The organism is Halomonas sp. PAMB 3232, assembly GCF_031954225.1.
Classification (GTDB): Bacteria; Pseudomonadota; Gammaproteobacteria; order Pseudomonadales; family Halomonadaceae; genus Vreelandella.
Genome location: NZ_CP134865.1, coordinates 1,842,003 through 1,868,188, shown reverse-complemented (window position 1 = coordinate 1,868,188; position 26,186 = coordinate 1,842,003). Strand labels below are relative to the sequence as shown.

Genomic DNA, 26,186 nt, shown 5'->3' with positions numbered 1-26,186 from the left:
GCAAGAGGGACGTTTGGCTATACCGAGGATCAATGGGGCATCGCAACCATAGCGCAGCGTGTATGATAGCGAACATCGAGGGAGCGCTCGGGGACGCGCCCGGTGCATTGGACGCGACGCCTTTTGTCGACGTACCTTAGTGATGTAGCACGTTAGGCCAAGGAGAATACAGTGGGGCACGCTCAGTTACTGATCAGCTACGGCCAGGCCTTCGTCGCCCCGGACCGGCGAAAGCACAGAAGCTCCATGTCGGTGAGCGTGCCCGACACTCCCTTGCTCAACCTCAAGGGTGCCTGCGCGGTGATCAGCGATTCGCTGTCGCGCAACACCATGGCCAAACAGGCCGGCGATCTGAGCGTGCGCGGCTTCATGGCCGACTACTACTCCACGCCCGAGCACTGGGATATCAAGACCTCGGCCACCCGGGTGATGCTGGCGCTCAATAGCTGGTGCTACAGCCAGAGCCAGCACGTCAAGGAGGGCAGCTTCGTCTCCTCGATGTCGGCAATGATCTTCAGAGGCGGTGAAGCCAATCTGTTTCATATGGGCGATACGCTGGTGTTTCGCCTGCGTGGGGCCGAGTTCGAGCAGCTTACCCGCGACCACGTCACCGACGTGGGCGGCTATCGCTACCCCTCCCGGGCGCTGGGCATGGATGGCAGCCTCGACATCGATTACAGCCTGGTCGAACTCAAGCAGGGCGACTTTTTCGTCTTCACCACGCAAGGCGTTCGCGGCACGCTCATGCCGTCGGACTACGTGCGCCTGATCCGCGAAAACGCCAGTGACCTGGACGCCGCCTGCGAGCGGTTGGCAAGCGAAGCCAGAGAGCGCGCCCAGGAGCGCGGCTACGGCGGGGATCAGTTCTGCTTTCAGATACTGCGCATCGACGAGCTGCCCGAAGAGACCGAGGACGACCCAGCGCTGATTTACGGCGATTTGCCGATTCCACCGGAGCTCTCCCCGGGGCAGCGCCTGGACGGGCTGGAAGTCGAGCGGGTTTTATCGCGCAACGCCCAGTCCCGCGTCTACCAGGTGCGCGATGTTCACTCCCAGCGCCAGATGGTCATGAAGGCGCCAAGCCCGGAACTTTCGCTGAGAAACGCCTACCTCGAGCATTTTCTGCTTCAGCAGTGGGTCGTGGAGCGAGTCAACTCGCCCTTCGTGGTGCGGGTGATCGAGCCATCAAGGCCCAGACGCTACCTTTACTACCTGATGGCGTTTGTCGAAAGCGAAACGCTCAGAGAGTGGGCAGACCGCCACCCCCAAGCGAGCCTGAAACAGCGCCTGGATATCGCCAATCAGCTCGGTAAGGCGGTGCAGGCGCTACACCATCGCGACATCATTCATCAGCAAATTTCGCCGGACAACGTGCTGATCGATACCCACGGCAAGGTAGTGCTGGCGGACTTTAGCGCCTGCCACATGCGCGATATGGAAGGCCACCGTAACTCCGGCGAGCTGTTGCGCCAGGTGGGGTTCACCGAGCACACCGCTCCCGAGTATGCGCTTGGCGACAGCGTTGGAAGGCGAAGCGATCAGTATTCGCTGGCGTCCACCGTTTACTGGCTTTTGACCGGCGCGCTCCCCTACACGCTGACGCCGGACCGGCTTAGAAGCCACACCGATCTCGAGTCGCTTACCTACAAAAGCGCGCGCAGCGCCAACCCCGAGATTACCTCGGCGCTGGACGATGCGTTGCGCCGGGCGTTGGACCCGCAGCGGGCACTTCGCTTTCGCAAAATGTCGGAACTTCTGTACGCGCTTCGCGTACCGCTTGGCCGTGTGCCCCATGTCGAAATGCGAAGCGAGCCCCGGCGTTTTTGGCAGGGCGTGGCAGGTATCCTGCTGCTGCTGCTCGTGCTCTCCTGGCTTTTACGCTAGCGTTTGGCGAGCACAAAAAAGCGGGGCGATGTAATCATCGCCCCGCTTTTTTATCGGCCGTCACCGGCGCAAGTCGATCGCGCTCAAAGGGTAAAGGTAGGCAGCTTTTGCTCGACCTTTGCAAGCTTCAATTTGGCGACCTTCGGCAGGCCGTTCTCGAACGGCGGGAAGTCCTCGCCCTGGATCAGCGGCGAGAGGTAGTCGCGGCAGGCCTGGGTGATGGCGAAGCCGTTGTCCGAGATGAAGTCCCGTGGCATGAACTTCTCCTGGTTGGCGATCTGCGACAGCGGCGCCGAGATTACGTCCCACTGATAAGGCGTTTGCGAGATACGGCGAATCGCCGGCATCATCGAGTTTTTGCCCGCCAGCGCCAGGCTCACGGCCTCGCGGCCCACGGCGTAGGCTTGCTCGACGTCGGTTTTGGAGGCCAAGTGACGCGCGGCGCGCTGCAGATAATCCGCGACCGCCCAGTGGTACTTGTAGCCCAGATCCTGCTTCACCATGCCGGCAAGCGTGGGCGCCACGCCGCCGAGCTGGCGGTGGCCGAAGGCGTCGGTGTTGCCGGCGTCCGCCAGGAAAGTACCGTCTTCATAGCGCGCGCCTTCCGACACCACGATCACGCAGTAGCCGTACTTCTTGACGCTCTCATCGACGCGTGCCATGACGGCCTTGCGATCGAAGGCGATCTCCGGAAAGATCACCAGGTGCGGCGGCTCACCTTCACCTTCACCGGCCAGCCCTCCGGAGGCGGCGATCCAGCCGGCGTGGCGGCCCATTACTTCCAGTACGAACACCTTGGTCGAGGTGGCGCACATGGAGGCGATATCCAGGGAGGCCTCTCGGGTGGAGGTGGCGATGTACTTGGCCACGCTACCAAAGCCCGGGCTGTTGTCGGTGATCGGCAGGTCGTTGTCCACGGTTTTAGGCACGTGGATAGCGGTGAGCGGGTATCCAAGCTTTTCCGAAAGCTGGGAGACTTTCAGGCAGGTGTCGGCGCTGTCGCCGCCGCCGTTGTAGAAGAAGTAACGGATATCATGGGCCTTGAATACTTCGATCAGGCGCTCGTACTGGGCACGGTGAGTCTCGATATCCTTGAGTTTGTAGCGACACGAGCCAAACGCGCCGCCGGGCGTGTGGCGCAGTGCGGCGATGGCGTCGTCGCTCTCCTGAGTCACGTCGATCAGATCTTCGGTCAGCGCGCCGATGATGCCGTTGTGACCGGCGTACACCTTGCCAATCTGGTCGGGCGCCTGGCGGCAGGCTTCGATCACGCCGCAGGCGCTTGCGTTGATGACGGCGGTGACGCCACCGGACTGGGCGTAGAAGGCGTTGTGCTGAGCCATGGAAACCTTTTAACTCCTGATCAAAAGAGAGCGTGGCCGGTCGTTTGAGCCCGGCCAGTCGCATCGTAAACGGCGGGATTTTAGCGTAAAGCGCTCGGGACTGCATCAGGCCCAAGTATGGTTGGGCGAGTGCTTACTCCGCTATATCCAGGTCTTGCTCCTGCTGAGCCAGCCGCCAGCCACCCAAATCCTTGTAGCGGTTGACCATGGTGCAAAAGAGCTCGGCGGTGCGTTCGGTATCGTAGCGCGCCGAGTGCGCGGCCTTGTTGTCGAACTCGATGCCTGCGGCGCGGCAGGCGCGGGCCAGCACCGTCTGCCCGTAAACGAAGCCCGCAAGCGTTGCGGTATCGAAGCTCGAAAAAGGGTGAAAGGGGCTTCTTTTGACATTGCAGCGAGCGGAGGCGGCGTTCAAAAAGCCGTGGTCGAAGGCGGCGTTGTGGCCGACCAGAATGGCGCGAGAGCAGTTGTGCGCCTTGACCGATTTGCGGATCGGCTTGAAAATTTCGCCGAGCGCGTCGGCCTCGGAGAGCGCGACCTGTTTTCTGAGCGGGTCGTCCAGGTTGATGCCGGTAAAATCGAGCGCGGACTGCTCGACGTTGGCGCCTTCAAAAGGCTGAATGTGATACGAGTAGGTATCATCGGGTAGCAGGTTGCCGTCGGAGTCCATCGTCAGCGTCACCGCGGCGATTTCAAGCAGCGCGTCGCGCTGGGCGTTGAAGCCGCCCGTTTCCAAATCGATGACGACCGGTAGATAACTGCGAAAACGCTGGGCCATCAGGTCGCGGGCTATTGCCTCGCTCATGCAGCTCTCCTTAAAAGCGAGTAGTCGGTAAAGAAGTCGTCGGTCGGGGATAGCGAAGGCGTTCGCTAACAGTGCCCTGATTCTAGCAGCTTTACCCTGGCGGCGTCGTTGACGGTGTTCCCGGCTCATTGAGAGCGCTATACTCTTGGTTTAACTCATTCGATAAAGTCCGACGTTAAAACGGGCTTTGCTAACCCCAAGGAGTCAAGAATGTCCGATGTCAAAAAGGTTGTGCTGGCGTATTCAGGCGGCCTGGACACATCCGTAATCGTCAAATGGTTGCAAGAGACCTATAACTGTGAGGTCGTGACCTTCACAGCCGACATCGGCCAGGGTGAGGAAGTCGAGCCGGCGCGCGCCAAGGCGCAGGCCCTCGGCGTCAAGGAAATCTACATCGAGGATCTGCGCGAAGAGTTCGTTCGCGACTACGTCTACCCGATGTTCCGCGCCAACACCATCTACGAAGGCGAGTACCTGCTGGGCACCTCCATTGCCCGCCCGTTGATCGCCAAGCGCCTCATCGAGATCGCCAACGAAACCGGTGCCGATGCGATCTCCCACGGCGCGACCGGCAAGGGCAACGACCAGGTACGCTTCGAGCTCGGCGGCTACGCCCTGAAGCCCGGCGTCAAGGTCATCGCGCCCTGGCGCGAGTGGAACCTTACTTCACGCGAAAAGCTGATGGCTTACTGCGAAGAGCACAACATCCCGGTCGACTTCTCCAACAAGAAGAAGAAATCGCCGTACTCCATGGACGCCAACCTGCTGCACATCTCCTACGAGGGCGGCATTCTGGAAGACCCCTGGGCGGAAGCCGAAGAAGACATGTGGCGCTGGAGCGTCTCGCCGGAAGAGGCGCCCGAGACCCCGACCTATATTGAGCTCACCTTCGAGAAGGGCGATATCGTCGCGATCGACGGAGAAGCCCTCAAGCCCCACGAAGTGCTCGAGAAGCTCAACAAGCTCGGCGGCGATAACGGCATCGGCCGTCTGGACATCGTCGAGAACCGCTACGTCGGTATGAAGTCACGCGGCTGCTACGAAACGCCTGGTGGCACCATCATGCTGCGCGCCCACCGCGCCATCGAGTCGCTGACGCTGGATCGCGAAGAAGCGCACCTGAAAGACCAGCTGATGCCGAAGTACGCCGAAGTGATCTACAACGGCTACTGGTGGAGCCCGGAGCGGCGCATGCTGCAGGCCGCCATCGATGAGACCCAGGGCAACGTGTCTGGCGTCGTGCGCATGAAGCTCTACAAGGGCAACGCCACCGTGGTGGGCCGCAAGTCCGAGCAGTCGCTGTTCGATGAGTCGATTGCGACGTTCGAGGATGACGCCGGCGCTTACGACCAAAAAGACGCGGAGGGCTTCATTAAACTCAACGCGCTGCGCCTGCGCATCGCCGCTGGCAAGGGCCGCAAGCAGAGCTGAGCCGCCCCGTGATGCACGCTTGATGTGAATAAAAACGGCCAGTCTGACTGGCCGTTTTCATATCAAGATGTTGTCGGTCAATCGATTCTGGAGAGCGTCATGTTCAAGAAACTACTATCGGCCCTGATGGGCGGGAGCGAGAAGCCCGCTGCCACATCCCGGGCTTCCGAACCGGTAATCTATTGCGACTTCGCGATCGTCTCCACACCGGATGCCCAGAGCGGGCAGTACCGGGTGAGCGGTACGATCAGCAAAACATTTGAGGATGGCCAAGCGCGTGAGCACCGCTTCGAGCGCTCGGACATGCTGCCGTCGCGCCAGGCCTGCGACGAAATGATGGTCACCAAGGCCAAGCGCTATATCGATGAGGTCGGAGAGGCGATGTTCGAGCCGGACCCGCGAGATAAAAGCTGACGGGTCGAGTCCTAACGCTGTCGGTATAACACGAGCGTATTGTCGATCAGTGATCGTGCGCGCGCGGCAGCGCTTAGTATCAATGAATCCGGCAGGCCCTCCAGTTTGATACCGCTTTCGGCTGATTCGACGTCGTTGAGCATCGCGCCGAAATGACCTTCTCGCGTGATCAGGGCGCGCCAAAAGCTGCCGCCGAGGTTGAGCTCTTTCATCAACGTGTCCAGATCGATATTCAGAATCACCGGCATGTGCGACAAGAGTCCGATGATAAACCCCTCTTCGTCATCCATGTGCCTGCTTTTCGCTACCTGCTCGCAGGCCAGTGCCTTGGTCAAGCCCTTGATCAGGTTGAGCTTGTTGGCCGGACTGTTATTGGCAAAAAGAATAATCGTCACCATCGTTCTAAGCTCGTTGACCCCCAGAAGCTGAATGCAATCACTCAACTTGTAGGAGGGCTTTGCAAGCGCGTGCCAAACCGAGTTGGCGCGTCTCAATACGGCTTCCACCAGGTAAGGGTCCTGCGCGACCAACGACCTGATCTCCTGCATATTGATTTCCGGCTTGTAGAGCTTGGCAATCAGGCGAAGCAGGTTGGCCTTTGGAGATGAGCGGCGAACATAGCGAGTTTTTTGAGCGGTTGGCCGCTCATAAAAATAGCCCTGAAAAAGCGTCACTCCCAACGCCTTGAAATGCTCGAACTCCTCACGCGTTTCCACGCGCTCGGCCAGTAGCGTCAGTTTTTGTTGCTGAAGTGATTTGATCATCTCATGGGTGATATCGGATGAAATATCCAGCTTGACGATATCGCAGTATTCCAACAGCGATTGGTGATCTTCCTGTGTTTGAAAGTCGTCGATCGCCAGGGTGTAGCCTTGCGCTTTTAACCGCTCCAGCGCCTTTTTGACCTCCTGGGTCGGGCGCGTCGATTCAAGAATTTCCAGTACCACCTGGTTGGCAGGCAAGGCGTGCAAGTCGGGGTTGAGCAGCCACTGCTCCGAGACGTTGACGAACAGTTTGCGCGCGCCACAAAGTTTTTTTAATCCAATTTCATAAATTGCAACGGAGCAGGCGCGGGCGGTTGCCTTGACATCGTCGTCGATACTGGCTGTGGTGGCATCAAAGTGGCCGCGATAAAGAAGCTCATCTGCGACATGGCGAAGTTGACCGTCAACGATGGGTTGCAGGGCAATCGTATAGTTTTTACTAGCCTCCGCGGGTGTGTCACTGTTCATTCGATGAGTGCATTCCGAGTTTGCAGGGAGTTGGAGCGTCAAATTAATTTATATTAATCTGGTTATAGTCACATTATTGTGCTTAAGAAAATAATGATTGCTTTAGTGTAAACGGCTTATGCCTAAAACGACAGTTGATGTGTGTCTACAAGCTGCCATCACGGCGGTCCAGAGCGCTGGCTTGAAAAGCCAATAGTTGATCGAGTGTGAGAATGTGGCGCGCCTTGAGACGCGGCAACATCGAAAGCCACAGTTCGGCGGTTAGCTGGGCGTCCCCCAAAGCGGTGTGGCGAGCCCCCGGGGGAATCGATAGTCCATAGCGTTTTGCTTGGGATTCGAGATCGTGGCCGGGCAGAGCACTGTCCAACGCTTTGGATATCAGCAGGGTATCCAGTATCGGATGGGAGAGACGCTTACCTGCCTGGCTCAGTGCGAGCAGATCGAACGAGGCGTTATGGGCCAAAAGCACCGCTTCGCGAGCGTAGGTTTCAAACGCTTCAAGCACCACGCTTGCGGCGGGAGCATCGCGCACATCTTCATCGCGAATGCCGTGAATGGCCGTACTCGCGGCGGGGATAGCGCGCTTGGGGTTGATGTAGCGCTCAAACACGTCGCTTGCCAGCAGCCGGTTATTGACGATGCGACAGGCGCCAAGACTCAATAGCGTATCGGCGCCGCGAAGGTCGAGCCCGGTCGTTTCGGTATCGAAGGCAACGATAGCCAGTTGATCCAGCGCGCGCTCGGAAAGCGGCGTTTGGGGCGGCGCCAGGCGGGCGATATCGAAGTCATGAAACTCGGGCCGTGAGGCAATATCGGGGTCTGGAGCGCTTTGGCGCGTCGAGCTTTTAAGCGATACGCAAAGGCGCGCGTGAACACCATCCGCGTCCTGTTCACTCCAAAGTTCGCTGCCATGGAGTCCAAGAATGTCGCCCACCGTGGGCGAAAGCGGAAGTGAGTCGATCACCGCGTTTCGCCACTGATTTAGTCGTGTCTGCTCGATGGCGCCCCCTTGCCAGATGAAAGCTAGCCAAACGCCTTTTTCCTCATGAACCAGCGAGCCCTCGAAGCGGCATTGAGGCAGTTGGCCGTGCAGCTGGGTCACCAGTAAATCGAAAAGCGCGATCAGCGACGGCGCGTGGCCCTTGAACCAGCCCGGTACCCCGATCGGCGTGATCAGTTTGAGCGAGGGATTTAACTGCTCATCCAGGGTATGCCAGAACGCGTTGGACCAGATCGAGCTCAGGCGCTCGTTGACCAACTCACTATGGTGCCAAAGCTCCTTGAGTAGGGAGAGTGACGATGCCGGCACGGTTTGCTCGAGCGAATCAAGCGTCAGCGTCAGGCGTTTTCTAATTCCCAACTCGTTTTGCCAGACGCGCGTAACGTCCTTGAGTGTCACCAGAATCTCGCAAGGCGTGTAGGAAAGCCGGGTCAGGCTAGCCGATATCGTCCGCTCAAAAGCGCTGGTCAGGACGTCGCGCGAAAAGGTGTCGTCCGCATCCATCGCTTCAACTAGCGCATTAAAACGCGCGGCCAGTACCGGGTCGGGCAGAAGATGCTTGAGCTCCTTGCCCAGGCCCAAATTGAACGGCGAGGGGAAAAGCGCGCTGGCCGCCGGGTTGAAAAGTAGCAACCTGCCGTGCTGATCGAAAAGCAGTACGGGGGTTGGTAAACGCTCGATCAGGCCTTCCAACTCCTGACGGATTCGCGCGGCTTCTCGCGCTCCGTCTCGGTGGGCGTTCTTTAACCGTTCGCGGTCGTCTCTCCAGCGCCTGGCAATCTGACAAAGGTCCGGGCCCAGGCTTTCGAGCCAGCCGCCGGGAGCATCGATGGGTTTGTCCGGATGGGCGATCAGTTTACCCAGCTCCGAATGCAGCGTACGCAGCGGTATGAAGAGATAACGCTCGAGCAGATACCCAACCGCCAGCAGCGTCGCTCCACCTGAAAGTGCGCAAAGCCACATTAAAAGCCTGGCAGCAGGCTCCAGCGCCAGACGACTGTCGAGCCACGCTGCGAAAATGGTGCCGCCTGCGAGGCTTATGCCTCCCAGTAACAGCCAAAGGCCTACGAGCCATTGCGGGGTGGGTAGCCCTTTACGCATGGCGTTTACTCCTGAAAAGGCCAAACGCCTGGCGACGGGGTAGAGCCGTAACCGGAGTGTGCAATATCACGCCTTTTGAGTGGTTCGATATAGCGATAGGCCTCGATTCCCATCAGGGCTTTGAAAATGAAGTTTAAGTAGATAGGCGCCTTGCGCCTAGGCGACCTTGGTGCAAATCCGCCGGTGATTGCTTGAAAGCGGGGCGCATCGAGGATTGCTATAATCCCGCCTCTTTTAAAAGCGTTAGTCAATAGGACAGGGCATGCGGGTACTGCTACTCTCGGCGTACGAGGCGGTTAGCCACCGCTACTGGGCGGATCAGTTGACGGCGCGGCTGGACGATATCGAGTGGGTGCGGCTAAGCCTTACGCCGCGTCATTTCGCGTGGCGTATTCGCGGCAATCCGCTGAGCTGGTGGCTCAGGGAGCACGCCACCTTGAGTCAGGCGTTTGACGTCGTACTCGCTACCTCGATGGTGGACCTGGCCACGCTCATCGGGCTTTTTCCGCACCTGGGGCAGGCGCGCAAGATCGTCTACTTCCACGAAAACCAGTTTGCCTATCCGAGTTCGAGCGAGCAGCGCCCGCCCGTCGAGGCGATGATGGTCAATCTCTACTCGGCGCTGGCCGCCGACGAGGTCGCGTTCAACACCGCCTTCAATCGTGATTCCTTCATCGACGGCGCGAAGGCGTTTCTAAAAAAGATGCCGGACAAACTCCCCGTTGCCGCGCCGCTGGAGGCGCTACGGCGTCGCGCACGTGTTCTCCCGGTACCGCTCGAGACACGTCCAGGCGAGGCCGCTTCAGGTTCGTCTATCAATCGAATCATCTGGAACCATCGCTGGGAGTACGACAAGAACCCGCAGGACTTTTTTGAGGTGCTGTTCCAACTAAGCCAGGCAGGCGTCTCGTTTGAACTTGCCGTGGTGGGGCAGCGTTTTCGCGACGCCCCGGCGGTTTTTGATGAGGCCAGGGAGCGCCTTGGCGCGCATATCCACTGCTGGGGGCCGCTCGAATACCAACAATACCAGGCGCTTTTGGACGAAGGCGGCATCGTGGTATCGACCGCCTGGCACGAGTTTCAGGGGCTTGCCATCATGGAGGCCGCCCAGCGCGGCGCTCGCCCGCTGGTCCCTGCGCGGCTCTGCTTTCCCGAACTCTACCCGGCAGCGTTTTGTTACGACGGTACACGCGACGGACTTTTCGAGCGCCTGAAGGGGTGGCTGGAGGTTCCGGAAAGCCGGCCACCAGCGCTCGACCTTCAGACGTTCGAGTGGCCGCAGTGGCAGGCGCGCTACCGCGAATTAATTGTGGGGAAATGACCGGGGGCGGTCAGAGCTCGGTTTTCTCCTTGTATTCGCACAGATCCTCGATGAGGCAGCTGCCGCAGCGCGGCTTGCGGGCGATACAGGTGTAGCGGCCGTGCAGAATCAGCCAGTGGTGAGCGTCCTGCTTGAACGTGCGGGGCACGTGGCGCTCGAGCTTTTGCTCCACTTCCAGCACGTTCTTGCCCCTGGCGATGCCGGTGCGGTTGGAGACGCGAAAGATATGCGTGTCCACCGCGATGGTCGGCTCGCCGAAGGCGGTGTTGAGGATCACGTTGGCGGTCTTGCGCCCGACGCCGGGCAGCGCCTCCAGCGCCTCGCGGCTTTTGGGCACCTCGCCCTGATGGCGCTCAACGAGCAACTGACAGGTTTTCATCAGATTCTGCGCCTTGGTGTTGTAAAGGCCGATGGTCTTGATGTGCTCTTTGAGTCCTTCCAATCCGAGCGCCAGAATTTGCGGTGGCGTGTTGGCGATGGGGAAGAGTTTGGCCATCGCCTTGTTGACGCCAACGTCGGTCGCCTGGGCCGACAGGAGCACGGCGGTCAGAAGCTCGAAGGGCGTGCTCCAGTTGAGCTCGGTGGTCGGGTGCGGGTTTTCCGCCTGAAGCCGGGAGAAGATCTCGGTACGTTTTTGAGCATTCATGGAGTCGTTTCCGAATCGAGCGCCGCGCGGGTTGAATCGACCACCTGCTGGGCCTTGTCGAGCTGCTCTTCGACCTGGCGCACCGCCGCGCTATCCTGCTGGCGCTTGGCGTGAGCGAGCTGCTGGCGCACGTGGCGAAGCGACTGCTCGGCGGCCTTGAGCGCCAGCCGCTTCTGGTGGCGGCGCGTGGCGTTGGGCTCGGTCGTCGTGGCGGGCGCGACGCCGGAAAGGCGTTCAAGCGTGGTGTCGAGCTCGTCCAGTTTCTGGCGCTGCGCCGCTAGCTGATCGGCTACGACCTGGCGCTGAGCGTCATCCTGCTCGGCGGCCAGCTTGCGCTCGAGGCGCTTGAGCGCCGCCGCCTGGCGGGCGCGACTGGCACGCAGGGCGCTTGGCGAGAGCTCGGGCGCTTGCGGGGCGGCCACAGCGGGCGGGCTGGCGGCGTGACGTTTGGCGCGGCGCTGCGCTTTGGCCTCGGCCTCGGCGGCCAGGCGCTGGTTACGCGCAATAAAGCGCGAGCGCCCCTTGAGGGCGCGCTGCTCCAGGTAATCGGTTTGCTCGTCGGGTGTGGACGCCGCCTGCCACTGCGGATGAGGTACCAGGTCGATGCAGTCGACCGGGCAGGGCGCGACGCACAGCTCGCAGCCGGTGCATTCGCTCTCGATCACGGTATGCATCTGTTTGGCCGCGCCGAGAATGGCATCCACCGGGCAGGCCTGGATGCACTTGGTGCAGCCGATACACTCGGCCTCGCGAATCACCGCCAGCAGCGGGGGCTGGGGCGGCTCGGCCAGCGCAATGACCGGGCGACCGGTCAGCCCGGCCAGCCGCTTGAGCGTTTCATCGCCGCCGGGCGGGCAGCGGTTAATGGCTTCGCCCTGGACAATCGCCTCGGCGTAGGGACGACAGCCGTCATGTCCGCACTTGGTGCACTGGGTTTGCGGAAGCTCGGCGTCGATGGCATCGATTAACTGCGTGGCGAGCACGTTACATCACCCGCTGGCCCGGTTTGGCGCCGCTATCCGGTGACATCAGGTAGATGCCCTCATTATCGCCTACTGCCAGCACCATGCCTTCGGACATACCAAAGCGCATCTTGCGCGGGGCCAGGTTCGCGACCATCACGGTCAGCCGACCCTCGAGCGCCTCCGGCGAGTAGGCGCTGCGAATGCCGGAGAAGACGTTGCGGGTTTCGCCGCCCAAATCCAGCGTGAGCTGCAAAAGCTTGTCCGCGCCTTCGACGTACTGCGCCTTGGCGATCCGCGCGATGCGCAAATCGACCTTGGCGAAGTCGTCGAAACCGATCTCATCGGCGATCGGCTCTTCCGCCAGCGGCCCCTTGGGTGTTTCCTTGAGTTTCTGCTCTTCCACCAGGTCCTCCTTCGATGCCTCGATCATGGCGTCGATTTTGTCGCGCTCGATGCGCGTCATCAGCGGCTTGAATTTCTCGATGGCGTGATCGGTCAGTACGGCCGTGCGGCTTTGCCAGTCAAGGCGCTCGAGCTTGAGAAAGCGCTGCGCTTCAACGGCCATGGCGGGCACGACCGGCGCCAGGTACACCATCAGTTGACGGAACAGGTTGATGCCCACGGAGCAGATATCCAGCACCTCCTGCTCGCGGCCTTCCTCCTTGGCCAATGCCCAGGGCGCCTTATCGGCGATGTAGGTGTTAGCCTCGTCGGCGAGCTCCATGATTTTACGCATGGCGCGGCCGAACTCGCGCGCTTCGAAATCCTGAGCGATGTCGTCGCCGGCATCGATAAAGCGCTGTACGAGCGTCGGCTCGGCGCAGTCTGCGGAAAGCGTGCCGCCGCCGAGCTTTTTGACGAAGCCCGCGCAGCGGCTGGCGATGTTGACCACCTTGCCGACCAGATCGGAGTTGACCCGGGCGGTGAAGTCGTCGAGATTCAAATCCAGATCGTCGACGCCGGCGCTGAGCTTGGCGGCGAAGTAGTAGCGCAGATACTCCGGATTCAGGTGTTCGGCGTAGGTGGCAGCCTTGATGAAGGTGCCCCGCGACTTCGACATCTTGGCGCCGTCGACGGTCAAAAAGCCGTGGCAGTTCACCGCGGTGGGGGTGCGCATATCCGCCCCGTGGAGCATCGCCGGCCAGAACAGGGCGTGGAAGTAGACGATGTCCTTGCCGATGAAGTGGTAGACCTCGTCCTCGGAGTCCCTTTCCCAGAAGCTATCGAAATCGATGCCTTCGCGTTCGCACAGGTTCTTGAAGCTGGCCAGGTAGCCGATCGGCGCGTCGAGCCAGACGTAGAAGTACTTGCCCGGCGCATCGGGAATCTCGAAGCCGAAGTAGGGGGCGTCGCGGGAGATGTCCCACTCGTTGAAGCCGGATTCGAACCACTCCATCAGCTTGTTGCGAATCTGCGGCTGCACGTGGCCGTCACTGATCCACGCCTGCAAAAACTCACTGAACTCGGGCAGCTTGAAGAAGTAGTGGGTGGAGCTTTTCACTTCTGGCGTCGCACCCGAGATCGCCGATACCGGGTCGATCAGCTCCGCCGGCGTGTAGGTCGCGCCGCACTTTTCGCAGTTGTCGCCGTACTGGTCGTCGGCCTTGCACTTCGGGCAGGTGCCCTTGATGAAGCGGTCCGCGAGAAACAGACCCTTGACCGGGTCGAACATCTGCTCGATGTCACGGGTGGCGATATGGCCCTTGTCGCGCAGGCGGGTGTAGATCTGCTCGCTGAAGTAGCGGTTCTCTTCCGAGTGGGTGGAGTGGTAGTTATCGAAACCCACGCCGAATTTGGCGAAGTCCGCCTGGTGGGCGTTCGACACTCGCTCGATCAGCGCCTCGGGGGTGATGCCTTCCTGCTCGGCGCGCAGCATGATCGCGGTGCCGTGGGCGTCATCGGCGCACACGTAGAAGCAGCGCTGGCCCCGGCTCTTTTGAAAGCGCACCCAGATGTCGGTTTGAATGTACTCGAGCAGGTGGCCAAGGTGAATGTCACCGTTGGCGTAGGGGAGAGCGCTGGTCACCAGAATGTTGCGCGGGGCAGTGTTTGACATGGTTCGTGGACGTTCCAATTAGCCTGTAACAAATAAAGACGGCGAAGAGGGCACTTTGCCGATACTTCGCCGATAACGGGGCACTCAAAAAGCCGCAGGTCGCGGCACGTTGGGCCGCGCTGGTCAGCAGGGGTTCAGTAGAGCGCCTGCTCCTCTTGTACCACTTCCTTTAAAAGCTCTAGAAAAAGCTTGTCCGCCTCAGAGTGCTCGGCGGGGTCTTCGGGAATATGGACGCTGGTGGTGCCCGAGATCTCGTTGGCGATACGCGCCATGACCGCCGGGCTCGAGCCTTCGGCGAACTCCTGGCGCGCCACGTTCAGCGACTGCGTGAGAATTTCCGGGTCTTGTAAAAGCTTACGGATGAAGCCGCGCAGCTCGTTGATCACGCGGGTTTTCTGAATTTCGGATGCGGACATGATGCGCTCCTTATCGCCTTGTCATCACAAGGCCTTGACCATTTCGAATATGCCTTGACCATAGCACTTTTTGCCACGCGCGGCATGAGGCACGCGCTGCGGCTAGACGCGCAGCCGCCCGGCCTTGTGTTTGACCGGGTTGGCGTACTGGGCCAGCCAATAGGGTTTTAGCTCATCGGAAACCGAGGCCAGCCGCTCGTTGAACCGTGCGCGATCATCGCGGCTGATGGCGCTGCGGGCGATCAGCTCCGGCGCCTCTCCCAGCGCCTCGAGGGCCAAATAGTGGCTCGGGAACAGCCGGTAGCCGCCGATCACCTGGCGGTCGATCTCGGCGGCGACTTCGTCCGGGGTCGCCATGTCCGCGCCGATCGGCTGACCAAAGCGCAGCTGCACGCGCCCCTTGGTGCCGGTGATGCCGGCAACGATCGAGCGGATGTCCTCGAACTCGGTCTTTGAATAGCTGCCCTTGTTAGCGATGTCGAAAAGCTCCTGGGCTTTTTGCACGTCGCAAGGGTCGTACTCATAGCTGATCGACACCGGTACCAGCTTGAGCTCGGCGATCGCATCGCCGAAAACGAACTCGCCGGCGTCGCCACGGCGCGCCATGGTGAGCATCTTGACGATCGCCGGATCGGTGCGATCGATACCGTTCTTGGCACGCCCTTCGCGCTGGGCCATCCAGATCGAGTGGTTGTCCGTGGTGATCGAGTGGCGAATGTAGCCCGATAGCTGTTGGTAGGCCGCCAGCATCGCGCGTTTGCCGCGGGCGCTTCGGGGCACGATGAAGCTCTTGTTGAGCCGCATGAGATCGGTGACGTAGGGCTTTTTCAACAGATTGTCACCGATAGCGATACGCACCGTGTCGCGTCCGGCCTGGTAGAGCGCGTAGTTGACGAAGGCCGGGTCGAGCGAGATGTCGCGGTGGTTGCCGATGAACAGATAGGCGCTGTCGTCGTCGAGCTTCTCGAGCCCCGTGACTTCGAAGGCATCGGTGGTGGTGCGTATCATGCGTTCCATGTAGCTTGCGATACGCATTTGGAAATCATACACCGAGGCGACGTTATCGACCTCGCGGCGCACGGCGCGCCCGGCGAGCAGGCGTGCCACCCCGGGGGCCCACTTGGCCAATCGGGGCAGCTTGAACCGGGTCAACGCGTCCAGAAGCTCGCTGTCGCGCGCGAGCCGCGACAGCACGTCGTGCACCTCGTGATCCATGTAAGGGCGAATGTCGGCCCAGGGATCATCGGTCGAGGCGTTGGGGGCGTGGAGTTGGTCAGTCATGCGATCCGTTTATTAGAGTGAGCCAAATCGAGAAGCGTTGGACAGCGGCGCGCGCCGTTCAACTCGCATCAAGCGCTTTGCGGGGCGTCCGGCTCTTTTTTCGCCTCGCCGCCAAGCCACTCGAGCAGCCTGGGAATGTCCTGAGAAAGCGACTGCGCCATCAGGATGAAATCGGTTTCGAGTCGCGCCAGGGCGTCGTCGCCATCATCGGCGTGATCGGCCTCTTCGATCAGCGCGTCGCCAAAGCGCAGCGACTTCAGCGCCAGATCGTCGTGAAGCACTAAATTCAGCCGGCCTTCGAGCCCGAGAGCGAGCTTGCTCGCCTGGCGGCCGCTCTCCAACAGCTGCTGAATCTCGTCGCTGTCGAGGTCGACCTGGCGGGCGCGCAGTACGCCGTCGTCGCCCTTGGCCTTGAGCTCGACCTGATCACCGAGCTGCATGTCCGCCGGGCGGCTGGCGGCGTCGCCAAGCCAGGCCGTCATCGCGCGAATCGGCAGCGTTTCGGAGCTTACGGGAGTGACCTTGAGGCTACCCAGGCTCTCGCGCAGCAGATCGAGAATCTCTTCGCAGCGAGTGCGCGAGCTGGCGTTGATGCCGATCAGATTGGTTTTCGTATCCCACCATAGATCTACCTTTTGGCTGCGCACGAACGCGCGCGGCATCAGCTCTTCGGTGATCTGCTCCTTGAGTGCGGTCTTCTCCTTGCGGGAAACCTTGCGCGCCTCCTGGGCTTCGATATCGGCGACCTTGTCATCGAGCTCCTCCTTGACGACCGAGGCAGGCAGAAGACGCTCCTGGCGCAATACCGACAACAGGCGGTGACCTTGAATTTCGTGCAGAAGCTGACCGCTTCCCAAACGACCTGCCGGCGCTGTCCACCCGAGCCGACGAGCATCCGAGCCGCCCAGCGGCCTCGATGCTAAAGGCTCCAGAGCGCGCTCGAGTGCCGCGGCATCCGGTGCTACCTCGCCGTGCAGACGATACAAGTGCAGGTGTTTAAACCACATATCACCAATCCTATCCAAAAGGGGGCACATTATGGCGAAACGCCGACGCGACTGCCAGCCTCACGCATGCACCGGGTTTTATTGCCTACGTTTCAAACTTGTGTTTGATTGCGTAAGCGGTCGTTAGACGGATAATTATTCTTCTTCGGGGCGCCTGCCAAAAGCGAAATGCGCGTTTTTTACATCGAATAAGGAGTCAGTATGTCATCTTTGATCAATCGAGTCGGCCTTCGCGTTCGGGGTTATCACCTGGATGGCTATGGGCACGTCAACAATGCGCGCTATCTCGAGTTCATGGAGGAGGGGCGTTGGTCCTACTTCGATCAGCACGCGCGGCTCGTACGCGAAATGCACGATTCCGGGCGCGCTTTCGTCGTGGTCAATTTGAACATCGATTACAAACGCGCCGCGGTGCAAAACGATGACCTCACTGTAATGACCGGCTTGATCGAGGTCGGCGAGCGCAGCGCGCTTTGCCATCACCGCATTTTGCGTGCCGACGGCAAGGTAGTGGCTCAAGCGGACCTGACGTTCGTGCTGATGGACATGAATGCCGGCCGAGCCAGCACGATCGACGGCGAAATTCTCGAGACGATGAAGCGCATTCGAGTGGCCAAAACCGAGTTCGCCCTTTAAGTCGCCCACTCGCTTTCATTTTTTGCGATTTTAGGGGCTAGACTCTTACTATCCCGCCGCCCCAGAGCGCGGGTTACCAGGCCAAGCGCAGCGGGCGATGGCTGCGCCTTGACAACACTCTCGATGGGAAAGGGCATTCGCTATGAGCGATGACAAGGATGCGATCTACACGGAGTTTCGGGAGGCCGTCAACATGGCGCCCAAGGAGCTCGAGGAGTGGCTTGAGACCGACGAGTCCAAATCCGTGGGGGATAGTGACGGCGGTGAGTCGACCGGGCACAAGTCGGGGCGGCGTATCGTCGAGATCAAGCGCAAAAACAAGGACGAGCTGACCGATAGCGACTATAGCCATATGAAGAAGGTGAACCAGTACGTGGCGCGTCATCTCAAGCAACCACCAAAGAAAGAGGACAAGAAGACCTCGCGCTGGCGCTACTCGTTAATGAACTGGGGACACGATCCGCTGAAATAATCGGCGAACGCCTCTCGGGTTTTACCCGCGGCCGAGCACTGCCTTTGGCCGCTTTTAACACGCTCGATTCAGACTCGGCGCGTCTGAGTGTCCCGCCACGCGCTTTTTTCACGACCCCTTGGGGGCCTACTGTTCTTTCAGGTCAACGCTTTGGCGTGCTCTCTGACTGCCCATGATGCTCACACAGTGGTATGATACCTGCGACTATGTTCGCCTCTGATAGGCCGTTCAAGCGGCCTTCAAGCGCTTTCAACTCTCGCAGTGCCAATGCAGTGCAAAGGATCTGACTTTCATGGGTGACATCGCCAGAGAAATATTGCCCGTCAATATCGAAGACGAGCTAAAACAGTCGTACCTCGACTACGCGATGAGCGTCATCATCGGCCGCGCGCTACCCGACGTGCGCGACGGTTTGAAGCCGGTGCATCGCCGCGTGCTGTTCGCCATGCACGAGCTGAGCAACGACTGGAACAAACCGTACAAGAAGTCGGCGCGTGTGGTCGGCGATGTCATCGGTAAATACCACCCTCACGGCGACAGCGCGGTTTACGACACCATCGTTCGCATGGCGCAGCACTTCTCGATGCGCCATGTGCTGGTCGACGGCCAGGGTAACTTCGGCTCGATCGACGGCGACAACGCCGCTGCCATGCGTTACACCGAGGTGCGCATGGCGCGCCTGGCCCACGAATTGCTGGCGGATCTGGAAAAGGATACCGTCGACTGGGTCGATAACTACGATGGCACCGAGCGAATCCCCGAGGTACTGCCGACGCGCGTACCGAATCTACTGATCAACGGCTCCTCGGGTATCGCCGTGGGTATGGCGACCAACATCCCGCCGCATAACATGCGCGAAGTGATCGACGGCTGTCTGGCGCTGATCGACGACTACACGCTGACCATCGATGATCTGATGCAGTACATCCCGGGGCCTGATTTCCCCACTGCGGGTATCATCAACGGCCGCGCGGGGATTCTGGACGCCTACCGCACCGGACGTGGGCGCATCTACGTGCGCGCGCTGCACACCATCGAGCACGATGACAAGAGCGGCCGCGATCACATCATCATCACCGAACTGCCCTATCAGGTGAACAAGGCGCGGCTGATCGAGAAGATCGCCGAGCTGGTGAAAGAGAAGCGCATCGAAGGCATCGCCGAGCTTCGCGACGAGTCCGACAAGGAAGGGCTTCGCGTGGTCATCGAGATCAAGCGCGGCGAATCCGGCGAGGTGGTGGTCAACAACCTCTTCGCCCAGACTCAGCTTCAAAACGTTTTTGGCATCAACATGGTGGCACTGGAGAACGGCCAGCCGCGCACGCTGAATCTGAAGGAGATGCTCGAGGCGTTCATTCGCCACCGCCGCGAAGTCGTCACCCGGCGCACGCTGTTCGAGCTCAAGAAGGCGCGCGAGCGTGGCCATATTCTCGAAGGCCTGACCGTTGCGATCTCCAACATCGATGAGGTGATCGAGCTCATCAAGGCCTCGCCCAACGCCGCCGAGGCGAAGGAGAAGCTGCTCGAACAGGTGTGGCAGCCAGGCCAGGTCACGGCGATGCTCGAACGCGCCGGGGCGACCTCCTGCAAGCCCGAGGATCTCGACGAAGGCTTTGGCCTCAATACGCTGGCCACGGAGTATCGGCTATCGCCGGCTCAGGCCCAGGCGATTCTGGAGCTGCGCCTGCACCGTTTGACCGGGCTTGAAACCGAAAAACTTCTCGACGAGTACCTGGCGATTCTTCAGCGCATTGCCGAGCTGACCGAGATTCTGGCCTCGCCGGATCGTTTGATGGAAGTCATCCGTGAAGAGCTTCACGCGGTGCGCGACCAGTTCGGCGACGACCGCCGTACCGAGATCCAGGCAAGCCACCTCGACCTCTCCATGGAGGACTTGATCGCCGAAGAGGACATGGTCGTCACCGTGTCGCGCTCCGGCTACGCCAAGACCCAGCCGCTGTCCGACTACCAGGCCCAGCGCCGTGGTGGTCGCGGCAAGTCCGCGACCTCGATGAAGGACGAGGACGTCATCGAGCATCTGCTGGTCGCCTCGACCCACGACACCGTGCTCTTGTTTTCCAACCGCGGCAAGGTGTACTGGCTCAAGGTGTACGAAATGCCCAACGCCAGCCGTGGCTCACGCGGCAAGCCGCTGGTCAACATGCTGCCGCTCGACGAAGGCGAGGCGATCAACGCGATTTTGCCGGTGCGCGACTACGACCCGGAGCACTACATCTTCTTCGCCACCGCCAAGGGCACCGTCAAGCGCACGAGCCTCGAGCAGTTCTCGCGGCCACGCTCGGTGGGCCTGATCGCCATCGATCTCGAAGAGGACGACCGCCTGGTGGGCGCGGCGATCACGTCGGGTACCGATCACGCCATGCTGCTCTCGTCCAACGGCAAGGCGATCCGCTTCGAAGAGGGTAACGTGCGCGCCATGGGCCGCACCGCCCGCGGCGTTCGCGGCATGCGCCTGCTCGACGACGCGGAAGTGATCAGCCTGATCATTCCCAAGAGCCAGCAGATCGACCAGGAAAACGGCGGCGACGATGAGTCGGCGGCACCCGAAGCGGCCGCCGAGACGCCGATCGAAGAGGGGCAGATCTACATTCTGACCGCCAGCGAGAAAGGCTACGGCAAGCGTACGCGCCTTCAGGAGTTCCCGCTCAGGGGCCGCGGCGGTCAGGGCGTGATCGCGATGCAGACCAGCGAGCGTAACGGCGCGCTGGTGGCGGCCATGCAGGTGTATGACGCCGACGAAATGATGCTGATCACCGACCGCGGCACGCTGGTGCGCACGCGAGTCGAGGAGGTCTCCACCACCTCGCGCAACACCCAGGGCGTGATGCTGATTCGCTTGGGCAAGGAAGAACAGCTCGTTAAAACCGTGCGCGTCGATGAGCCTGAGGAGGTGCTGGTCGACGAAGCGGAGGCGCTCGAGGCTGACGCCAGCACCGCCGAGAACGCCGGCGACAATCAGGGTGAGCAAGAGCAAGGTAGCGCCGATGACACGTCACTATAACTTCTGCGCGGGGCCTGCGGCCCTGCCCACCGCCGTTCTGGAGCGCGCTCAGCGTGAGATGCTCGACTACCAGGGGCGCGGCCTCTCGGTGATGGAAATGAGCCATCGAAGCGACGAGTTCATCGCAATCGCCAGGCAGGCGGAAGCGGATCTTCGCGAGCTGATGGCCATTCCCGATAACTACCGGGTGCTGTTCCTGCAGGGTGGGGCGAGCATGCAGTTCGCCATGCTCCCCATGAACCTGCTCGGGCGAGGCGGCAGCGCCAACTTCATTCAGACCGGTATCTGGGGCAAGAAGGCGCTCACCGAGGCCAAACGGTTAGGGTTCGATTGCCACGTAGCGGGTGAGAGCGAATCCAACGGCCATACCGAAGTGCCGCCGCTTTCAAGCCTCTCAATAAGCGACGCCGCCGCTTACCTGCACTATACCGCCAATGAAACCATCGGCGGGCTCGAGTTCGACTATGTCCCAACGATTGCGCGCGCCGACGGCGTTGACGTGCCGCTCGTGTGCGACATGTCCTCCAGCATTTTGTCCGGGCCGACCAACGTGGCCGACTTCGGCATCATCTACGCCGGCGCCCAGAAGAACATCGGCCCGGCGGGGCTGACGCTGGTCATCGTGCGCGAGGATCTCGCCGGTCACGCCGTGGCGAAGACGCCGACGCTGTTCGACTATCAGGCGCTGGCCGAGGCCGAGTCGATGGTCAACACGCCGCCGACCTACGCCTGGTATCTGTCGGGGCTGGTGTTCGACTGGCTCAAGAACGACATGGGCGGTTTAAACGCCATGGATGCGCTGAACCAGCGCAAGGCCGACAAGCTCTACCGCGCCATCGATGAAAGCGGCTTTTATTCCAACCCGATCGCCAAACATAACCGTTCGCGCATGAACGTGCCGTTCGTACTGGCCGATAGCGCCCTGGACAAGGCGTTTTTGAGCGAGGCGGAGGCGGCGGGGCTTTTGAACCTGAAGGGCCACCGCAGTGTCGGCGGCATGCGCGCAAGTCTTTATAACGCCGTGCCCGAAGCCGCGGTGGACGCGCTGATCGCCTTCATGCACGATTTCGAACAACGAAAAGGCTAACCCCATGTCAGATACGCCAATCAATTTGGGTGAACTTCGCCAGCGCATCGACCAGCTCGACGAGGATATCGTGCGTCTTATCAGCGATCGCGCCCGCTGCGCTCAGCAGGTCGCCCGCGTGAAGCTTGCCGACGATGAGAACGCGGTATTTTACCGGCCCGAGCGCGAAGCCCAAGTGCTGCGCCGGATCATGTCGCTCAACGAAGGGCCGCTGGACGACGAAGAGATGGCGCGGCTATTTCGTGAAATCATGTCGGCGTGTCTGGCGCTGGAGAAGCCCATCAAGGTGGCGTATCTCGGACCAGAAGGCACCTTTACCCAGCAGGCGGCGCTCAAGCATTTTGGCGACAGCGCCGTGAGTCTGCCGATGGCGGCCATCGATGAAGTCTTTCGCGAGGTCGAGGCGGGCGCCGTCAACTATGGAGTCGTGCCGGTCGAGAACTCCACCGAAGGCGTGGTCAATCACACCCTGGATACCTTCATCGATTCGTCGATCAAGATCTGCGGCGAAGTCGTTCTGCGTATTCATCACCACCTGCTGGTCAGCGAGAATACTCGCCGCGACAAGGTCACGCGAATTTATTCGCATCCGCAATCCTTTGGCCAGTGCCGCAAATGGCTCGACGCCCACTTCCCCCACGCCGAACGGGTGCCGGTGGCCTCCAATGCCGAGGCGGCGAAGCTGGTCAAGACCGAGTGGCACAGCGCGGCGATCGCCGGCGACATGGCGGCCAAACTCTACGGGCTGACCCATATTGCAGAAAAGATAGAGGACCGGCCGGATAACTCCACCCGCTTTTTGATCATCGGCAGCGAAGGCGTACCGAGCTGCGGTGAAGACAAAACCTCGGTCGTGGTGGCCATGCGCAACCAGCCCGGCGCGCTTCACGATCTGCTCGAGCCGTTTCACCGTCACGGTATCGATCTTACCCGCATCGAAACGCGCCCCTCACGCACCGGCGCCTGGAACTATGTGTTCTTCATCGACTTCAAGGGCCACACCGACGAGCCCGAAGTGGCGTCGGTACTCGAAGAGGTCAGCCGCGGCGCGCTCGAGCTGCGCGTACTGGGTTCCTACCCCCAGGGTGTCATGTGACAAAGCGGCTCTCTTCGATGAGCGTTGCAGGGGTGTGTTATGAGCCGCGCATTCTCATCGTCGGGCTTGGCCTGATGGGCGGCTCGCTCGCCGCTGCGCTCAAGAGCAGGGGCTTCGAAGGCGAGATTCTGGCCTGCGACCCGGACGAAGGCGAGATCGCGCTCGGCGTCGAAATGGGGCTGATCGACAGCGGTGGCCGTGAGCTCGAAGCGCTGCTGGATGGCGTTTCGCTGGTGGTGCTGGCGGTGCCGGTGCTGGCGATGGAGCCGGTGCTGGAACGTCTCAAGGCGGGGCTCGACCGTGCGGCGGCCAGCGTCGTCGTGACCGATGTCGGCAGCACCAAGGGCGTGATTCGCGACTGCGTCGAGCGTGTGTTCAGTGAGCTTCCCACCAATGTCGTGCTGGGGCATCCGATCGCCGGCTCGGAGAAAAGCGGCGTGGCCGCTGCCAACCCGGCGCTCTACATCGACCACAAGGTGATTTTGACGCCAGAGCCCGACACCGATCCCGTGGCGCTGGGCCGAGTGTACGCGCTTTGGCAAGCCTGCGGCGCCGAGGTGCTGGAGATGAGCGTTGAGCGCCACGACCAGGTGCTGGCGCGCACCAGCCACCTGCCGCACCTGCTGGCGTTCTCGCTGGTGGATACGCTGGCACGTCAGGACCAGCGCCTCGATATCTTTCGCTACGCCGCTGGCGGTTTTCGCGATTTCACGCGAATCGCCGGCAGCGACCCGGTCATGTGGCGCGACATCTTCATTGCCAACCGCGAGGCGGTGCTGGCGTCGCTCGACGACTTCGAGGCGGGCCTGAAAACGCTTAGAACGTCCATCGAGCGCGGCGATAGCGACGCGTTGATCGCCACCTTCGATCGAGCCAGCCATGCGCGGCGCTACTTTGGAACCTTACTCAGTCAAACAAGCTATCAGGCGGAATACCATATGCACTCTCATGCGCGCGTTACCTACCGTGTCAAGCCCGGCGGCCAGGCCCAGGGGCGCCTGCGGGTGCCCGGCGACAAATCGATGTCGCACCGCTCCATCATGCTGGGGGCGCTTGCCGAAGGCGTAACCGAGGTCAAGGGCTTTCTCGAAGGCGAGGACAGTCTGGCCACGCTTCAGGCGTTTCGCGAAATGGGGGTGGCCATCGAAGGCCCGCACCAGGGGCGTGTAATCATTCACGGCGTGGGCCTGCACGGGCTCAAGGCGCCGGCGGGGCCCCTTTACGTCGGTAACTCCGGCACTGCCATGCGCCTGTTTGCCGGGCTTTTGGCCGGGCAGGATTTTGATAGCGAACTCACTGGCGACGAATCGCTGACCAAGCGCCCGATGGGCCGCGTGGCGGACCCGTTGAGAGCGATGGGGGCCACCGTCGAGACCGCCGACGGCGGGCGCCCGCCGCTCGTCATCAAGGGCGGCGCGGCCCTCAAGGGGATCCATTACGATATGCCGATGGCCAGCGCCCAGGTGAAGTCATGCCTGCTGCTCGCCGGGCTTTACGCCGAAGGCGAAACCCGCGTGCGCGAACCCGCGCCGACCCGCGATCATACCGAGCGCATGCTCAATGGCTTTGGCTACCCGGTTCACCGCGAAGGCGATACGTGCTGGCTGGAAGGCGGCCACGGCCTGACCGCCGGGCCCATTGACGTGCCCTCGGATATCTCTTCGGCGACCTTCTTTTTGGTGGCCGCAGCGATCACCCCGGGGTCGGATATTACCCTCGAGCACGTGGGCATGAATCCGACGCGCATCGGCGTGATCAATATTCTAACGCTGATGGGGGCGAATCTTGCGTTCGATAACGAGCGCGAGGTAGGCGGCGAGCCGGTGGCGGATATTCGTATTCGCTACGCGCCGCTGACGGGCATCGATATTCCGGTCGAGCAGGTGCCGCTGGCCATCGACGAATTTCCGGCGCTGTTCATTGCCGCCGCCAACGCCCAGGGCACTACGCGCCTGCGCGGGGCGGAAGAGCTTCGCGTCAAGGAGTCGGACCGGCTGCAGGCCATGGCCGACGGTCTTGCGATTCTGGGTATCGAGCACACGATGCTCAATGACGGTATCGATATCGTGGGCGCTCAGCAGGATGATTCACCGGCGCCCAACTACACCGGTGGCAACGTCGATAGTCTGGGCGATCACCGTATTGCCATGGCCTTTGCGGTGGCGGCGCTGCGCGCCTCCAGCGAAATCACGATCGACGACTGCGCCAATGTGGCGACCTCCTTCCCGGGCTTTCTAGGGCTTCTCGAGCGTATCGGCATGAGTGCCGAGGAGGTGCGCCAGTGAATGTCGAGGTTCCCGTTCTCACCATCGACGGCCCCGGGGGCGCCGGCAAGGGCACCATTAGCGGCTTGATCGCCGAACGCTTGGGCTGGCATCTGCTCGATAGCGGCGCGCTTTACCGGCTGACCGCCCAGGCGGCGCTCAAGCACGGCGTGGCGCTGGACGACGAAGGCGGCCTCGAACGCTTGGCGATGTCGCTGGACGTCGCGTTTCCAGTAGAAGAGGGCACGCCGCGTACGCTACTGGAAGGCGAAGACGTCACGCTGGCCATTCGCACCGAGCAGGCCGGCGAGCGCGCCTCCCAGGTGGCATCGCTTCCCGGCGTTCGCCAGGGGCTTTTGGAGCGCCAGCGCAACTTTTGCCAGACGCCCGGGCTTGTGGCGGATGGGCGGGATATGGGTACGGTCGTTTTCCCCGATGCGCCGGTCAAGGTATTTTTGACCGCCAGTGCCGAGGAACGGGCGCGAAGACGCTTCAGGCAGTTGCAGGACGCCGGCGTGGATGCTAGTCTTTCGAGTCTTTTGAAGGAGATTCAGGCACGCGATGCACGCGACACGCAGCGCAGTGTGGCTCCGCTCAAGCCGGCATCCGATGCCGTAACGCTTGACACCACGCGCCTGAGTATACCGGAAGTGGTTGATCGTCTAACGCAGTTGCTGGCCCAAAAAGGGCTTTCAAGCGCAGACTGATTC

Annotated in this window: 21 protein-coding genes; 11 read left to right on the top strand and 10 right to left on the bottom strand. The window is 61.2% G+C overall.

Annotated features, from left to right (window positions below; all coding sequences use genetic code 11):
- Positions 1-171: 171 nt before the first annotated feature.
- Positions 172-1,884: a protein kinase domain-containing protein gene (locus tag RN346_RS08545; RefSeq protein WP_311960880.1), complete on the top strand. Its 1,713-nt coding sequence runs from the start codon at positions 172-174 to the stop codon at positions 1,882-1,884.
- 83 nt (positions 1,885-1,967) lie between these two features.
- Here the strand turns inward: RN346_RS08545 and RN346_RS08540 are convergent, their stop codons facing one another.
- Both RN346_RS08540 and rnt read right to left on the bottom strand, forming a co-directional pair.
- A complete protein-coding gene (locus RN346_RS08540) occupies positions 1,968-3,227 on the bottom strand; it encodes a 6-phosphofructokinase (RefSeq protein WP_263587213.1) in 1,260 nt (419 codons plus the stop codon).
- 133 nt (positions 3,228-3,360) lie between these two features.
- A complete protein-coding gene (gene rnt, locus RN346_RS08535; RefSeq protein ID WP_311960879.1) occupies positions 3,361-4,029 on the bottom strand; it encodes a ribonuclease T in 669 nt (222 codons plus the stop codon).
- A gap of 210 nt (positions 4,030-4,239) precedes the next feature.
- Between rnt and RN346_RS08530 the strand changes: the two genes are divergently transcribed.
- Both RN346_RS08530 and RN346_RS08525 read left to right on the top strand, forming a co-directional pair.
- Positions 4,240-5,460 (top strand): argininosuccinate synthase, encoded by a 1,221-nt coding sequence (locus RN346_RS08530; protein ID WP_263587215.1) that lies wholly within the window; start codon positions 4,240-4,242, stop codon positions 5,458-5,460.
- A gap of 99 nt (positions 5,461-5,559) precedes the next feature.
- On the top strand, positions 5,560-5,874 hold the full coding sequence (locus tag RN346_RS08525; protein ID WP_263587216.1) for an HlyU family transcriptional regulator: 315 nt from the start codon (positions 5,560-5,562) through the stop codon (positions 5,872-5,874).
- A gap of 11 nt (positions 5,875-5,885) precedes the next feature.
- Here RN346_RS08525 and RN346_RS08520 read toward each other — a convergent pair whose 3' ends face one another.
- A complete protein-coding gene (locus tag RN346_RS08520; RefSeq protein WP_311960878.1) occupies positions 5,886-7,106 on the bottom strand; it encodes an EAL domain-containing protein in 1,221 nt (406 codons plus the stop codon).
- A 145-nt stretch (positions 7,107-7,251) separates the two neighbouring features.
- Positions 7,252-9,207 carry an exonuclease domain-containing protein gene (locus tag RN346_RS08515; protein ID WP_311960877.1) on the bottom strand — a complete coding sequence of 652 codons (1,956 nt, stop codon included), beginning with the start codon at positions 9,205-9,207 and terminating at the stop codon, positions 7,252-7,254.
- 262 nt (positions 9,208-9,469) lie between these two features.
- Between RN346_RS08515 and RN346_RS08510 the strand changes: the two genes are divergently transcribed.
- Positions 9,470-10,528, top strand: coding sequence for a DUF3524 domain-containing protein (locus tag RN346_RS08510; RefSeq protein WP_311960876.1), 1,059 nt, complete (start codon positions 9,470-9,472; stop codon positions 10,526-10,528).
- A gap of 10 nt (positions 10,529-10,538) precedes the next feature.
- Here the strand turns inward: RN346_RS08510 and nth are convergent, their stop codons facing one another.
- From nth to RN346_RS08480, 6 genes are all read right to left on the bottom strand, one after another.
- Positions 10,539-11,174: an endonuclease III gene (gene nth / locus RN346_RS08505; RefSeq protein WP_311960875.1), complete on the bottom strand. Its 636-nt coding sequence runs from the start codon at positions 11,172-11,174 to the stop codon at positions 10,539-10,541.
- Positions 11,171-12,157 carry an RnfABCDGE type electron transport complex subunit B gene (locus RN346_RS08500; RefSeq protein WP_311960874.1) on the bottom strand — a complete coding sequence of 329 codons (987 nt, stop codon included), beginning with the start codon at positions 12,155-12,157 and terminating at the stop codon, positions 11,171-11,173. Before RN346_RS08500 ends, nth begins: the two co-directional genes overlap by 4 nt.
- Before the next feature lies 1 nt (position 12,158).
- Positions 12,159-14,195, bottom strand: a complete 2,037-nt coding sequence (gene metG / locus RN346_RS08495; RefSeq protein ID WP_311960873.1) for a methionine--tRNA ligase — start codon at positions 14,193-14,195, stop codon at positions 12,159-12,161.
- A 134-nt stretch (positions 14,196-14,329) separates the two neighbouring features.
- Positions 14,330-14,611, bottom strand: coding sequence for a hypothetical protein (locus tag RN346_RS08490; protein ID WP_263587223.1), 282 nt, complete (start codon positions 14,609-14,611; stop codon positions 14,330-14,332).
- Between the two features lie 102 nt (positions 14,612-14,713).
- Positions 14,714-15,892 carry a 1-acyl-sn-glycerol-3-phosphate acyltransferase gene (locus tag RN346_RS08485; RefSeq protein ID WP_263587224.1) on the bottom strand — a complete coding sequence of 393 codons (1,179 nt, stop codon included), beginning with the start codon at positions 15,890-15,892 and terminating at the stop codon, positions 14,714-14,716.
- A gap of 68 nt (positions 15,893-15,960) precedes the next feature.
- Entirely contained in the window at positions 15,961-16,899 is a 939-nt protein-coding gene (locus RN346_RS08480) for a recombination-associated protein RdgC (RefSeq protein ID WP_263587225.1), read from the bottom strand.
- Between the two features lie 201 nt (positions 16,900-17,100).
- Here RN346_RS08480 and RN346_RS08475 point away from each other — a divergent pair, with 201 nt between their 5' ends.
- From RN346_RS08475 to cmk, 7 genes are all read left to right on the top strand, one after another.
- Positions 17,101-17,535, top strand: coding sequence for a thioesterase family protein (locus RN346_RS08475; RefSeq protein WP_263587226.1), 435 nt, complete (start codon positions 17,101-17,103; stop codon positions 17,533-17,535).
- A gap of 142 nt (positions 17,536-17,677) precedes the next feature.
- Positions 17,678-18,007: a DUF3140 domain-containing protein gene (locus RN346_RS08470; protein ID WP_311960872.1), complete on the top strand. Its 330-nt coding sequence runs from the start codon at positions 17,678-17,680 to the stop codon at positions 18,005-18,007.
- A 292-nt stretch (positions 18,008-18,299) separates the two neighbouring features.
- Positions 18,300-21,029, top strand: a complete 2,730-nt coding sequence (gene gyrA, locus RN346_RS08465; RefSeq protein WP_311962681.1) for a DNA gyrase subunit A — start codon at positions 18,300-18,302, stop codon at positions 21,027-21,029.
- Positions 21,013-22,116 carry a 3-phosphoserine/phosphohydroxythreonine transaminase gene (gene serC / locus RN346_RS08460; protein ID WP_311957879.1) on the top strand — a complete coding sequence of 368 codons (1,104 nt, stop codon included), beginning with the start codon at positions 21,013-21,015 and terminating at the stop codon, positions 22,114-22,116. The genes gyrA and serC overlap by 17 nt, the downstream gene beginning before the upstream one ends.
- 4 nt (positions 22,117-22,120) lie before the next feature.
- Positions 22,121-23,212: a prephenate dehydratase gene (gene pheA / locus RN346_RS08455; protein WP_311962680.1), complete on the top strand. Its 1,092-nt coding sequence runs from the start codon at positions 22,121-22,123 to the stop codon at positions 23,210-23,212.
- Between the two features lie 17 nt (positions 23,213-23,229).
- The gene (locus RN346_RS08450) at positions 23,230-25,497 is read left to right on the top strand and encodes a bifunctional prephenate dehydrogenase/3-phosphoshikimate 1-carboxyvinyltransferase (RefSeq protein ID WP_311962679.1); all 2,268 of its coding nucleotides are present in this window, start codon (positions 23,230-23,232) and stop codon (positions 25,495-25,497) included.
- Positions 25,494-26,183 carry a (d)CMP kinase gene (gene cmk, locus RN346_RS08445; protein WP_311962678.1) on the top strand — a complete coding sequence of 230 codons (690 nt, stop codon included), beginning with the start codon at positions 25,494-25,496 and terminating at the stop codon, positions 26,181-26,183. Before RN346_RS08450 ends, cmk begins: the two co-directional genes overlap by 4 nt.
- Positions 26,184-26,186 lie beyond the last annotated feature (3 nt).